This window comes from Crocosphaera sp. UHCC 0190 (assembly GCF_034932065.1).
In the GTDB taxonomy this organism is placed as follows: Bacteria; Cyanobacteriota; Cyanobacteriia; order Cyanobacteriales; family Microcystaceae; genus UHCC-0190.
Window position 1 is genome coordinate 171,748 of the sequence record NZ_JAYGHP010000009.1, and the last position, 13,848, is coordinate 185,595.

Consider the following 13,848-nt stretch of genomic DNA (forward strand, 5'->3'; position numbering starts at 1 on the left):
TTAAGTAACCCAGCAGAAACTCTGCTGGGTTCGGTTTATCTAAACTAAAAAATTAGGCTACTGTTGAAGTATAAGCATGAAGGTTGAGAAATATTATGGCTGAATCTTATCTATTAGAAAAATTACAATCTGTTGAACAAACTTATAATGAATTAACCCGTCGGTTAGCCGATCCTGATATTGCTACTAACCCAGATGAGTTACATCGGGTGGCTAAGGCCAGATCTTCTTTAGAAGAAACGGTTAATACCTATGAAACTTGGCAGATTACCCAGGAAGAATTAGCGGGGGCCAAACAAATTCTTAAAGATGCCGGGGGAGACATGGAAATGCGGGAAATGGCCTCTTTGGAAGTAACAGAATTAGAAGAAAAATTAGAACAGTTGGAAGTTCAGTTAAAAGTTTTGTTACTGCCCCGTGATCCTAATGATGATAAGAATATTATGTTAGAAATTCGCGCAGGAACGGGAGGAGATGAAGCGAGTATTTGGGCGGGAGATTTAGTGAGAATGTATTCTCGTTATGCTGAGTCTCAAAAATGGACGGTTAAGCTAGTGAGTGAGTCTTTGGCGGATATGGGGGGCTTTAAAGAGGCGATCCTCGAAATTACGGGAGAACGGGTTTATAGTAAGCTGAAATTTGAAGCAGGGGTTCATCGGGTGCAACGGGTTCCGGTGACAGAAGCGGGGGGACGGGTTCACACTTCAACGGCTACGGTGGCGATTATGCCTGAAGTTGATGAGGTGGAAATTCAGATCGATCCGAAGGATATTGACATGAGTACCGCCCGTTCTGGTGGGGCTGGGGGGCAAAATGTTAACAAGGTGGAAACGGCAGTTGATTTGATGCATAAACCGACGGGAATTCGGATTTTTTGTACGGAGGAGCGATCGCAACTGCAAAACCGCGAACGGGCTATGCAAATTTTACGGGCGAAGTTGTATGACCTGAAGTTACGGGAACAACAGGAAGCGGTTAGTTCTATGCGGCGATCGCAGGTGGGAACGGGATCAAGATCGGAGAAAATTCGGACTTATAACTATAAGGATAATCGCATCACGGATCATCGTCTGGGCCAAAATTTCAGCTTAGCTGGGGCGTTGGAGGGGAATATTGACCATATTATTGAATCTTGTATTTCTCAAGATCAACAGGAACGTTTAGCTGAGTTAGCGTCTTCTCCTGAAACGGCAGACGCGCTTATTTAGGGCTAATTATTGTTAGGAAAGGGTGATCAGCTATGAAAATTACAAACTGTCTGCACACAGCAATTCTGATTTCTGATTTGGAGAAAGCAGAGAAATTTTATGGCAAGATTTTAGGGTTAGAAAAGGTTGATCGCTCCTTGAAATATCCGGGTATTTGGTATCAAATTGGCGAGTATCAAATTCATTTAATGGTTCATCCTGGTTTACAAATAAGTTTAGCTAATGGGGAGAAATGGGGGCGTAATCCTCATTTTGCTTTGGGAACGGATAACCTAAATGAACTGATTGGACGGTTACAAAGTCATGGTCATCCGGTGCAAATGAGTCAGTCGGGAAGGGCTGCTTGTTTTACTAAAGATTTTGATGGGAATGTGATAGAAATTAATCAGGTATAGAGAATTAAACCTAATAACATCACAACTTTTTGAAGCCTGAAAATAAAATAATAATATACTGTCATTCTTGACATACTCCCCCCGTTAAGCCTCGCTGCAACGGGGGATTCTTTTCAGATCACTGTTAGAAATTCCTTTAAAACAAAACTTTGTTGTTGATTAATAACAGTTTGCATTTTGACAATTAAATCAGGGATATTTTCTTGAGACGTATTGCAAAGAACACCTAAATCAACCTCTGAATACTCATGAAGAATTTTATCTCGCATCCCCTTTTTATATTAAACATTGCTTCTATTTAATGACGATTAGAAACTAGATTAATTTTTTACTTGATTAATACTTATTTTATCTTAATTATTTACCGTTCTCGTTTATATGAATCTTAGTTCATATAATTTTCAGTTATTATTGAGGCGATCACCAGAATGTATAGACCTAAGACAACCTAGGGGCTTTAAGGCGTTCTTTTGATTTTTAGACAGATTTTCACCAAAACTAGCTAAAAAATAAACCTTAATCAAGGTAATTCCACAGAAGTAGGTTTAGCAATATGAGGCAATCCCCATCCCAATTTTTCCCTTAAAATACGGAAAAATTCAGGAGATTCTAAGCGAATAAATCGGGCCAAATAACGAGATTTTTCTACATTAATTCTATCTTCTGGTAAGACATAGCATCCCCCATTGCCATCAACCACCAAAACCATGCGATTAGGAGTCGCGGGAAAAATACTAACGGCTTCCTTGTCAGAAAATACCAAAGAACGAGAAGCCAAAGAATGGGGACAGATAGGGGCTAACTGAAACACTGGCACATCTGGGGTCACTACCGGGCCACCAGCACTGAGAGAATAGGCTGTAGAACCCGTAGGAGTCGATAAAATAATCCCATCAGCAGCAATATCCACAGGGGCGTGTCTGCCGATTTTAATCTCAAAATGACACATACTGGTCAAAGGTTCCCGATGAATGACCATTTCATTCAAAGATAAGGCTTCCCACAGTAAGGTATCTTCCCTAAGTAGTTGTACCGTCAACATGGTACGTTCTTCTATCTCGTAGTCTCCCCTTAACAACTGTTCTAAGGCTTCCGATAACTGATTAAGATAAATTTCCGTCAAAAAGCCCATGTGTCCCGTATTAATCGTTAATAAGGGAATACCACGGGGGGCCACTTGTCGAAAAGCAGACAAAACAGTACCATCTCCCCCTAAAACTATGGCAAAGGCCATATTCTCATCAAAATGGGGAGGGATTAAATTCTCTATACGAGTATGACAGACGGGACGTTCGGGTTGAGAATAACCGAGGAGTCCACCTCGGCCAGTCTCTAAAATAACATTCCAGCCTTTAGCTGTCAGTTGTGCCTGTAAGTCTGTGGCAACTTGACAAGCAACGGGTTTGAGATCGTTAAAAATAATGCCTATTTTTGGCACAATGAGCTATCCTGTGTCAGCGTTAACTCAAACAGAAGATTTAAAGGGGGTTTTCTTCTTCTTTTTCGATTTACTCTTTTCGTAATCGATTTCTTTGAGCTTTTTAAGAATACGACTAAAATACTCTTGTAAATAGGATTCTAAGGTAGTCGTCTCTTTAGGATCAAGGCCTAGGGTCTGATAAAATTCATCCATTGAGGCGTTTAATGATTTGCCACTGGCTAAAACTTCTGCAAACGCTAGGCGATCAGAAATATTATACGTCCATTGGAAGAAACGGGTAAAGCCCCGTAAAAATCGTAACAGTCCCAAGGGGACACGGGCAATTTTAGCGGTTTTGTCCGATAATTTCTCACATAACTGAATAATTTCTTCTGCTGTCCAAGCTTTAGTCCCCACCAGGGGATAGGTCTGTTTTTGGGTTTCGGGAACTTCTAAGACGCGAATAGTCAATTTAGCAGCATCTTGGGTATCCATGTAGGCAATGGGACTACTTTCTCCTGTAATCCAAACTGCCTGGTTATCTAAGGTCGGGACAGCATATTGACCGATTAAGCCCTGCATAAAGCCACAAGGACGCAAAATCGTATAATTTAACCCTGATGCAACTAAAAACTTCTCTGTACAGTGTTTAATGTTCATTAAAGGCACTTCAGGATATTTCTCAGCATTGAGAATGGAGAAGAAAATATAACGGTTAACCCCTATTTTTTGGGCAGCTTGAATCAAGTTAACTTTCCCTTCCCAGTCTACTTGTTTCATGGAAAGGGTGTCCGTTGGCCGGGCGGCGGCGGCATCAATAATCGCCTCCATTCCTTCTAAGGCTGGCGGTAAAGTTTGAGGTTTACAGAGATCCCCAATAACCAATTCTGCGCCCCATTCTTTTAAAAAAGCGGCTTTTCTGGCATTTCTGACTAAACAACGGACTTGATGACCTTTATCTAGGGCATGACGTGCTATTTGCCGCCCTAGGGTTCCTGTTGCGCCAACGATCAATAACTTCATTTATATAGATTTGTAATGTTTCTTAACGTTTCTCTAAGATATTAACAGAAAGTTACACAATTGCGATCAACTTTAGGTGTGAGGACTGAAATAACAATAATTCATGAGTTACCCCTATTTCAGTCCTGGCTCATTAAAAGGAAACTTATTGAATAAAACGGCGCACTTTACCTAGAGCGATATATGAACCGCCTTGAGATGTCTCTTTAATACCGTCAACCAGAAAAAGAATACCTTCTTGACGAATATTACGAGGAAAACGAATATTATAATCAGGATTATAGCCATCTGATACGACCCTGGCTCTTAATTTTTTACCATCTTTTACACATTGAATTAATATCCCATTACCAACTGTATCTGTTTCCTCTAAATCAGCTAATGTCAGAGAAGATTTAACGGCTTTAAGATCCTGATTTTTAGCAGTTGTTTGACTCGCTTTTTTTTCTTCTCCTGGTTTCACCAACCGTTGAATTTTTCCTGAAGTCCGATAAAAAGTCCCATTAGCAGAAAGTACAATATTTTCAACAACATAATTTACTCCCTCGGCACGAATACTGCGAGGAAATTGAACATTTAAAGTCTGATCATATCCTTCAGAAATAACCCGAATTCTTAACTTTCCTTCAATCCGTTCACATTTGACAATAACCCCTTCTTTAGCATCAGAAATAGCCTCTAATTGTTCAGCAGATCCCGATGTAACCCCGCGCAATTTTAAATCACTGCGATTACGACTAAGACTTTGATAGGATTGATCGCGCATTTCTTTGCGAATTCCTTGACTATATCGTCGATTTTCTAAGGTTTCTGCATAATATTCAAGCTGACTAATTTCTTCTGCTATTTCAAAAAATTCTGCTAAAGCTTTTTGCTTTAAATTATCAGCAAATTTTCGCAAGTTTTCGGCTGCTTCTTGATAATTACCTTGATCAGCTAAAGCAATTGCATTATCCTTAATTTTAGCAATCCTTAACTGACTGGTTTTTCCCAAAATTTGAGGATCAGTTGCAATATTTTGACTTTCTTCTTGATCTCCTACTTTAATGGAAATCCTCACCTCTTCTTGACATTGCTGCAAACTGTCATTAATCACAGTTTCATAGCGACAAGCTAAAGTTAAAATGTCATAATTCCCTGGCTGAAACTGTGGGGGAATAGAGAGAGAAATTGCTAGAGGTTTCGGTTCAAATTGATAGACATCTCCCAAGAAAAGCGATAAATTACTATCTTTTTTATCCTGACGATAACTGTTTAAAATATCAACAACTTTAGTGTTATTTTCCTCTTTTAGAGTAACGGTTAAATTTTGGGCAGCAACCGAGACTAAACTTTCCATTTCAATCGCAAAAACATCGGCAGCTTCATCAGGAGATTGAATAAAATAAAAGTTTCCTCCTCCTGCATTGGCCATGGATATTAATAAGTCTTCATTAAAGCTACTGCCAAATCCTAATGTTGTGGTAATAATTCCCTGTTTGGCTTTTTCTTCTGCTGTTTTTGTCAGAATATTTGGTCTTTTTTCTCCCACATTGGCCAAACCATCAGTTAGTAATAAAACTCGATTTAGTTGTTGGGAAGATACATGAGTTTTCACTTGATCACATCCCATTAACCAACCCCCACTTAAATTAGTACAACCTCTAGCTGAAATTTTTCGGAGTTGCTGTTTAATAGATGCTCTATTTATGACTGGTTGGGGAGGTAAAATTATTTCGGGAACATCATCATAAATGACCACTGAGAGGATATCATCAGGGGTAAGATATTCTACTAACTTTTGTGCAGCTTGGATAGCATAACTGAGAGGATAACCAGCCATGGAACCAGAACGATCCAAAACTAGACTTATATTCAGAGGACGACGAGATGGGTTATTATTCGTTTGAGAAGTCCCAAAACTAACAATTAAATCAATATTAGTCTCAGTTTGTAGGGGAATTAAAGATTGGCTTAAAGTATAGTGTACTTTCATGGATAATCGACTCCAAAATTAGTCTAGTTATCAGTCAGATGCTCTTTTATTTATTCTTCCCACAAACAACCTAAAACTTATCATAAATTCTGTCACAAGCCATAATCAGCTTCTAGCTTGTGACAGGCAAAATGACTATTTTACTTAAGATTAGCTATAGTATTCATGGCTTAAAAATGGTAGAGCAATTAATTCTCCTGTTGCTAGTCCAATGGTAATATTTAATCCTTCACCACCTGCCTTAGTTTTAACATAAGTTAAGCCAAAAGCTTCTTGTTCTATTTCGGTACAACTGGTTAAAATTCCTACCTTGTTATCATCAAGCATAACGGGGGTTCCTGGTTCTACTAATTGACTTAATTTAACTCCCCAGAGGCGTTGTTTAACCCCTTTATAAGTGTTTAATCTGGCAATAGTTTCCTGTCCAATATAACAACCTTTATCAAAGGAAATAGCTTGCCATAACCCTACTTCCAAGGGGTTATAATCTTCTGTTAATTCCTGATCGGGATAGGGCCTTCCTTGCTTAATTCTGAGTTTTTCCCAAACATTATTACCGACTGGTATTGATCCTAATTCTATTAATTTTTGCCAAACGGTTAACGCTGACTCTACAGGAATAATTAAAGTATAACCTGTAATTCCTAACCCAGTCCCGACAGCAATTCTGAATGTATCATTTTCTATAGTAACTAAGGTATGATCGCCTTCAGATAAATTAACAATATCATTAATTCCCCATTTTTGTAAAATTAAATCACTGCCATCACCGATCAAAGTCAACACAATATTGTCAGAAGAAATATCCGTTATTTCTACCTTATCCATTGGGAAAAGATAGCGATCCATCCACTCTATTAAAAACTGACGACGGTTAGGAGAAACTAACAAGACAATACTATCTTCTGTAATATAAGCTGTTGCTAAATCTAGGGTTCGTCCCGTAGAATTAACGAAAACTGTATTACAACTTTGCCCTGATTTCAGGATATTAATATTATTCGTGGTTTGGTTATGCAAAAAACGCTGACGATCTGCTCCTTTTAATTGTAAAACTCCCCAATGACTGCGATCGCAAATAAGCACCGTATCTTGAAGATATTTTAAAGCTTGGTCATCATTACCAAAGCTGTCAATTTTTTCTCTATTTTGGTCAAAAACTGCACCAGAATTGAGTTGAAAACTCATTAAATCTTGTATCATGTTATCACTCATTTAATCGATTAAATCACTGGTAAATTTTCAAATATGTCATTAATTAGAGATTTGGTTTTTGCCTCTAGTTTCTCCCAACTAACTTCTCCTGATTCTTTAATTAAGTTTGTATCTATTTGTACATTTTCCTTGATTTTTAATGATTGCTCTTCCTGATCTAGAGAAGATTCATAATCAAGGAAACATACTTGGAAACAGATATCCCAGATATCTATTTTTACAGAATGTTCTTGATAAGTTAATAGAAGTTGATAACCAGGATAAGGACTTTGAACTTCATGATAAGTTCCTTCCCAGGTTGATTTTTCTAATTGCTGTCTTAAATTGTCTAAGACACGGATAAAAGCTGGTTGCATCAGGAGTTGAGCTTGTTCCCAATCAAGGGTATTTTTGAAAGTAGGCTTCATCAATTTAGGAGATCAACACCCCTTGGACAAGGTTAACAAACAGAAGTATGATTGAAATTAAGTTGAGATAATTTTGGGTTCCCTGTATATTCTACCTAAAGTGAATGTCAAAAGCAAAAGATTATTACAAAATTCTTCAAGTTTCTTCTCAGGCGACTTCAGAGGAAATTAAAATCGCTTTTCGTCGTTTGGCCCGTCAATATCATCCTGATCTCCATCCAAATGATCCTTTTTGTGAAGAAAAATTCAAAGAAATTTCTGAAGCTTATAAAATTCTGATCAATCAAAAAAATAGTTTTCAAAATCCTGATAAATTTCAAACTAATAATCAATCAAAATCATTATCTGTTCAAGATATTTATCTTCGCGGTGTTAAGAAAACTTTGGCAAAAAACTATGTATCTGCTCTTAGTGATTATGATCAAGCAATTCAGTTAAAACCTGATTTTTTAGAGGCTTATATTAAACGTTGTGAAGTCTATTTTTATCTCGATCTGTATCAAAAATCTTTAGAAGATAGTCAGACTATTTTAAGATTAGATTCTCGATGCTTTGAGGCCTATTATTATCAAGGGCGTTCTCGTCATAAGTTAGGCTATTTACCAGGGGCAATTGAAGCCTATACCCAAAGTATTAATATTCAAAATACTTCAGCTAAATCTTATTATTATCGCAGTTTTGCTTATGAAGAATTAAAGGAGCAAAAGAAGGCAATATCAGATATCAAAAAAGCCATTAATTTGTTTAAAATACAAGAAGATTTAAAGGGAGTAGAATTAGGTAAAAATAGACTGAATTCCTTAAATAATCACTTCAATCAATTATGGCGAATTTGGGATTATCCTCTTATTAATATTTGTCAATTATTTTTAAGCACAGGAATTATGATTGTTATTGATCCAGGGGGAAATTTTTTATCTTGTTTAGCAAAATTACAATCAATACAAAGATTGATTTATGGTATATTTTATGGTATTGTTTTTAACATCATCTCTCTTCATGATTTCTATTTTAATCAGAGTAAAATTTTATTTAATCAATCCTCTGACATTTACTTATTTGTTTTAGGGATATCTCCTTTTTTGGCTTTGCTAATTATTAGCTTGATTGCTCAGTTAATGTATCGAAATTTTTTTTATTTTGTCTCAAGTGTGTTTTTTTCAGGAGTCTCTTTATTACCTTTTATGGGTTTCCTAATCTTGGAGCATCTGTTAATTCATGAATTTTATTTTATCAAAACTATCGCTCTAATATTCACAGGATGCTATACTCTTTTGATATTATATAATGGCTGTTTACAAGTCTATAACTTTTCTGAGAAAATGGCCGCTTTTTGGTCATCAATTATGTTGATTGTAGTAGGAATAATTCTGGGAATATTGATTTAGATAAACAAAAGCGAAAAAGTTGAGATATAATGTCAAAGTTACTAGCTTTCCTTCGTCTAATAATGTTTGATTCAATAAAAATTTTTCAAGCTAAGCTTTTGTCCCTATCAAGTCTAAGTCTATCCCTAATCTTGCCACTAGCTGCTCCTGTTAATAGTGAGCCAATTGTAACAGAAAATCAGCTAGATTTATCCCCAGAAATTATCAATGAGAGTCCCGTATTACAGCGATGGTTAAAAACTGTACCTAACGTCTCAGAAGAAATTCAAAATGATCCCAGTTTTCGCACTCGTATTGGTATTGGATATGCTGAATTTCCTTCTTCCCATCATCGAGGAGGTATCAATGTTCGGGTAGAAGATATTTTTATTGGTCAAACTAATTTAACCCTTAGTGGAGACTATGAAACCTCTTTTAATGATGATGAAGATAGAGAAGCTGGTGGGGTTAATTTAAACTATTATATATTACCATTAGGAAGTTATATTAATGCTACACCTATTGTGGGATATCGTTCTATTAGAACCAATAATTATGATGAAGATGGGGTTAATGTTGGGGCTAAAATTATCTTTCCTTTATCTCGCACAGGAGCATCTGATTTCTCAGTTTCTCAAACCTTTATGTCTCCAGGTGATGACAATGAAGTAGGAATAACAAACCTTTCTTTTGGTTATGCAATAACTAAAAATATTCGTCTCGCTACCGAAATAGAAAAACAAAATTCACGGGTTAAAAAAGACAGTCAATTTAGTATTTTAGTGGAATGGATGCCCTAAATTATGGTAAAGTATTTAAAGATTCTACAGTTATTCTGGAGTACGTCAATTAGCGCAGAATTAGAGTATCGTTTAAACTTTTTAATTGCCGTCTTAAGCAGTTTAGCCAATTTAATTGGCAGTATTTTTAGCTTGTTTTTATTTTATAGGACAGGCTATACATTTCAAGGGTGGAGTTGGCAAGAATCTCTAATTGTCTTAGGAATATTTACCCTTTTACAAGGAATTTCATCCACTTTATTAGTACCCAATTTGAATCGTATTGTGGAACAAGTTCAACAAGGAACCCTTGATTTTATTTTGCTAAAACCCATTAGTAGTCAATATTGGTTATCGTTGAGAACCCTTTCTCCTTGGGGATTTCCTGATTTTATTTTTGGAATAATAATTATTAATTATGCTGGTTATCAACTCGGAATACCTAGCTATAATTATTTATTAAGTAGTCTGACAATAGGCTTTGCTATTATTAGCTTATATAGCATCTGGTTTATGTTAGGATCTACCAGTATCTGGTTTGTTAAGATCTACAATGTAACTGAAGTCCTCAAAGGATTATTAGAGGCAGGAAGATTTCCCATTGCTGCTTATCCAACTGCTTATCGATTTTTCTTTACCTTTGTCATTCCTGTAACTTTTTTAACCACTGTTCCCGCAGAAACATTGTTGGGAAAAACCCAATTTTCTTGGTTACTTAGTTCAGGGCTTTTAGCCGTTCTTTTGTTAACAATTTCTCACTATTTTTGGCAATTTGCCCTCCGTTTTTATACCAGTGCATCTAGTTAACTATCTAACTGTTAAAAATTGATTTTTGGAATTGTAAAATGCACCATAACCCTGTATTAATTCAAAATCTTAGCCATGCTTACCCCGATGGAACTTTATCCCTGGATCAGATAAATTTAGCCATTAGAGCTAATGAAAAAGTCGCGTTGATTGGAGCTAACGGCTCAGGAAAATCGACCTTACAACTCCATCTTAACGGAATTTTTTTACCCCAAATAGGAGAAATTATGGTGGGAAAATGGAAAATTAATCAGCAAAATTTAACCGAAATTCGTAACTTTGTTGGTTTAGTTTTTCAGAACCCTGATAATCAATTATTTATGCCCACCGTTTGGGAAGATGTTGCTTTTGGCCCCATGAATAGAGGGGTAAAGGGAAACGAACTTCAAATAAGAGTAAAAACAGCCATGGAAGCCGTTAATATTGACCCCCAAACTTACGGACATCGTAACCCAGATAACCTCTCAGGAGGAGAAAAAAAACGGGTAGCGATCGCCGGAGTTTTAGCCATGCAGCCCCAGGTTTTAGTATTAGATGAACCCTCGGCCCAACTCGATCCCCGTTCCCGTCGCCAACTAATTAATTTACTCCATAGCTTATCTTTAACCCAATTAATTGCCACTCATGATCTAGACTTAGCTTGGGAATTATGCGATCGCACGATTATTTTAAGCCAAGGACAAGTGGTTTTCGATGGCAAAACCGAAGAAGTGATGAGAGATGCTAAATTCTTAGAAGAACACGCCTTAGAACCCCCCCTAAGCTACAGTCGCCCCTATTGTGATTTAAGGGATAAACCCTTCTAAATTTAGGTTTTATGGTAACGTTAACGCGATTATAATTCATATAATGTTCCTAAGCAGCTATTATGGATATTAATGTATTTCCCGCCAAGGAGAGCTAAATGAGTTATAAATATATAAATGAAATAGCGTCACCAGAAAATTTACAAAAGTTTTTGGAATTTGTGGACTTAGCAGCAGGTGTAAGTCAAAATGTTAATAATGTTTGGGACATAGGCGATAAGCTAAGAGATAGTCATCAGATGCAATTATGTCTCCAAGCAATTAAACAAGATCCGGCTTCAGCTAAAATGCTTGAAGAAAAGTATATTGGGCCAACTTATGACATTGAAAATATGTTAAAAATGCCTAAAGGTTCTTTAGGATGGACTTATGGGAAGGTAATGAGTACATTAGGCCATGATCCTCAATTTTATCGCCTACGTCCCAGTTTAGAAGAAGACATTGACTATATTGCTTCTCGTATTCGCAAAACCCATGATATTCATCATATGATTACAGGTTTTAGTTTAGATAATTTAGGGGAATTAGGTGTCATTTCTGTAACGGTTGCTCAAACTCGTTATCCCACATTTTTATTATTGGATCTCTTGGGATTATTGATGACATTTTTTACCAGTGATAAACTGTATAGTGAGGAGCTTGAACTTACTGAAAAAGGAAAAACTCTCGCTTATAAATTTGAGCTACTTTCAGCTGGCATTAAAATGGGACAGGAAGCTAAACCCTTATTTCCCGTTAAGTGGGAAGAAGGTTTTGAACGTCCTTTAGATGAATGGCGAGAAGAACTAAATATTAAACCATTTGTTGATGGCCCCTTTAGTTGGTATAGCCATCCCCAACTCAAAGCAGCCATATCTTAACCTCAGTCATTACTGCTAAACAAACATCAATTAACTTCAATTTGTTTGCGCCACTGGGTAATGGCTTGTAAGGGGTCATCAATAATTACATATTGTGCCAGTAAACTTAGATCGAGATTAGGTAATAATTGACTTTGAGATGTTTGCTGGTAACTATCATCTTGTAGGCAGTAAATCCTAAACTGTCGATCTTGCCAAAACCATACTTCTAGGACACCCAAACGCCGATAAATTTCTAGAGTATCAATGCCACCGCTTGTATAAACAACTTCAATCGCCAAATCAGGAATGTCTTTGTCTGTAGCGATACAATAACATTCATCTGGTTCTTTCCCCGCTTGTTTGTCTTCACGCTTAAGAGTCGTCGAACCCAACCCCCAAAAACGAATGCGTTTTTCTTCTAAATAAGCTTCTAACAATCTAGCGATCGCTTTTTTATCTAACTCGTGACTGCGACTGGGAGACATAATTTCTAAGGTTTTTGACAGATAAGCGACACGATAACTGGAATGATTACCTAAAGATGTTAGAAATGACTCGTAGACTTGCCAAGTTACCCCAGAGGTGATGAATTTTTCTTCGCTATCGTCTTTTTCTAGTTGAAGGGGGAAAGAATCATTTAGTAATACAGAAGTCATATTTATAGATCGCTTTGGGATTACTCAAATTATAGTTTTTCGACTAGGGAACCGTGGTTTTTGAGGCTAAACGCCGACAGTGATTCAGGAAATTATGAGACGAGATATGTCAAATTGTAAATTTTTTGCTAATAATAGTCTAGGGACGGCTAAACACAAGCACCTCCTAACCTCCCAGACTTGATCAGGGATTGGAGCGAGATTGTGCTAGTTTAAGAAATGTTAATGATCTGCCAACTAAGTCCCTAGTTAGTCTCAAGCTCTAACATCTTTCGCAAAAAAAGCCTACTCAGTCAAACTTCAAGGCTTTCTCTAGAAAGAAAATGGGACGAGATGACCTAAACTAGATAACAATAACGTTAAGAAATCTTGCCATCGATTTCAGTTAAGCAAGAGGATTGGATTCTATGACTATTGCAGTCGGACGCGCCCCAGAGCGGGGATGGTTTGATGTCCTCGATGACTGGTTAAAGCGCGATCGCTTCGTATTCGTAGGTTGGTCTGGGTTACTATTGTTTCCCTGTGCTTACCTAGCTTTAGGAGGTTGGTTAACCGGAACCACCTTTGTCACGTCCTGGTACACCCACGGTTTAGCGAGTTCCTACCTAGAAGGTTGTAACTTTCTCACCGTTGCCGTGTCTTCTCCCGCTAATGCTTTCGGCCACTCCATTCTCTTTTTATGGGGCCCCGAAGCACAAGGAGACTTCACTCGCTGGTGTCAAATTGGCGGACTTTGGCCCTTTGTCGCCCTACACGGTGCTTTTGGACTGATTGGCTTCATGTTACGTCAGTTTGAAATTTCCCGTTTAGTCGGCATTCGCCCTTATAACGCTATTGCCTTTTCTGGCCCCATTGCGGTATTCGTCAGCGTTTTCCTGATGTACCCCTTGGGACAGTCTAGCTGGTTCTTTGCTCCCAGTTTTGGGGTAGCCGGAATTTTCCGTTTCA

Annotated in this window: 14 protein-coding genes and 1 pseudogene; 8 read left to right on the top strand and 7 right to left on the bottom strand. The window is 37.4% G+C overall.

The annotated features are described in order from the left end of the window. The first annotated feature begins 95 nt into the window (after positions 1 to 95). Complete coding sequence (gene prfA, locus VB715_RS14360) at positions 96 to 1,208, top strand: peptide chain release factor 1 (protein WP_323301899.1); 1,113 nt, start codon at positions 96 to 98, stop codon at positions 1,206 to 1,208. 32 nt (positions 1,209 to 1,240) lie between these two features. Further along, positions 1,241 to 1,603, top strand: coding sequence for a VOC family protein (locus VB715_RS14365; RefSeq protein WP_323301900.1), 363 nt, complete (start codon positions 1,241 to 1,243; stop codon positions 1,601 to 1,603). A gap of 113 nt (positions 1,604 to 1,716) precedes the next feature. Here VB715_RS14365 and VB715_RS14370 read toward each other — a convergent pair whose 3' ends face one another. The 6 genes from VB715_RS14370 to VB715_RS14395 form a co-directional block, all read right to left on the bottom strand. Then, positions 1,717 to 1,872, bottom strand: a complete 156-nt coding sequence (locus VB715_RS14370) for a HepT-like ribonuclease domain-containing protein (protein ID WP_323301901.1) — start codon at positions 1,870 to 1,872, stop codon at positions 1,717 to 1,719. Between the two features lie 251 nt (positions 1,873 to 2,123). Beyond that, positions 2,124 to 3,041, bottom strand: a complete 918-nt coding sequence (locus VB715_RS14375) for an NAD(+) kinase (RefSeq protein WP_323301902.1) — start codon at positions 3,039 to 3,041, stop codon at positions 2,124 to 2,126. 27 nt (positions 3,042 to 3,068) lie between these two features. Further along, positions 3,069 to 4,046, bottom strand: coding sequence for an SDR family oxidoreductase (locus VB715_RS14380; RefSeq protein WP_323301903.1), 978 nt, complete (start codon positions 4,044 to 4,046; stop codon positions 3,069 to 3,071). Positions 4,047 to 4,191: 145 nt separating this feature from the next. Beyond that, entirely contained in the window at positions 4,192 to 6,021 is a 1,830-nt protein-coding gene (locus VB715_RS14385; protein ID WP_323301904.1) for a vWA domain-containing protein, read from the bottom strand. A 150-nt stretch (positions 6,022 to 6,171) separates the two neighbouring features. Then, positions 6,172 to 7,209 carry a YgfZ/GcvT domain-containing protein gene (locus VB715_RS14390; protein ID WP_416336938.1) on the bottom strand — a complete coding sequence of 346 codons (1,038 nt, stop codon included), beginning with the start codon at positions 7,207 to 7,209 and terminating at the stop codon, positions 6,172 to 6,174. A 35-nt stretch (positions 7,210 to 7,244) separates the two neighbouring features. After that, positions 7,245 to 7,643, bottom strand: a complete 399-nt coding sequence (locus tag VB715_RS14395; protein ID WP_323301906.1) for a hypothetical protein — start codon at positions 7,641 to 7,643, stop codon at positions 7,245 to 7,247. 104 nt (positions 7,644 to 7,747) lie between these two features. Between VB715_RS14395 and VB715_RS14400 the strand changes: the two genes are divergently transcribed. From VB715_RS14400 to VB715_RS14420, 5 genes are all read left to right on the top strand, one after another. Next, positions 7,748 to 9,031 (top strand): DnaJ domain-containing protein, encoded by a 1,284-nt coding sequence (locus tag VB715_RS14400; RefSeq protein WP_323301907.1) that lies wholly within the window; start codon positions 7,748 to 7,750, stop codon positions 9,029 to 9,031. 62 nt (positions 9,032 to 9,093) lie between these two features. Beyond that, positions 9,094 to 9,810 (top strand): hypothetical protein, encoded by a 717-nt coding sequence (locus VB715_RS14405; protein ID WP_416336937.1) that lies wholly within the window; start codon positions 9,094 to 9,096, stop codon positions 9,808 to 9,810. Positions 9,811 to 9,813: 3 nt separating this feature from the next. After that, positions 9,814 to 10,596 (top strand): ABC transporter permease, encoded by a 783-nt coding sequence (locus VB715_RS14410; protein WP_323301908.1) that lies wholly within the window; start codon positions 9,814 to 9,816, stop codon positions 10,594 to 10,596. A 38-nt stretch (positions 10,597 to 10,634) separates the two neighbouring features. After that, on the top strand, positions 10,635 to 11,402 hold the full coding sequence (locus VB715_RS14415; protein ID WP_323301909.1) for an energy-coupling factor ABC transporter ATP-binding protein: 768 nt from the start codon (positions 10,635 to 10,637) through the stop codon (positions 11,400 to 11,402). Positions 11,403 to 11,500: 98 nt separating this feature from the next. Then, positions 11,501 to 12,262, top strand: a complete 762-nt coding sequence (locus tag VB715_RS14420; RefSeq protein WP_323301910.1) for a Coq4 family protein — start codon at positions 11,501 to 11,503, stop codon at positions 12,260 to 12,262. 26 nt (positions 12,263 to 12,288) lie between these two features. Here VB715_RS14420 and VB715_RS14425 read toward each other — a convergent pair whose 3' ends face one another. Continuing rightward, positions 12,289 to 12,900, bottom strand: a complete 612-nt coding sequence (locus tag VB715_RS14425) for a Uma2 family endonuclease (protein WP_323301911.1) — start codon at positions 12,898 to 12,900, stop codon at positions 12,289 to 12,291. Between the two features lie 407 nt (positions 12,901 to 13,307). On the opposite strand from VB715_RS14425, the pseudogene VB715_RS14430 reads away from it, so the two are divergent. Then, positions 13,308 to 13,848 (top strand): annotated as a pseudogene (locus VB715_RS14430) (photosystem II D2 protein (photosystem q(a) protein)); the annotation flags it as partial.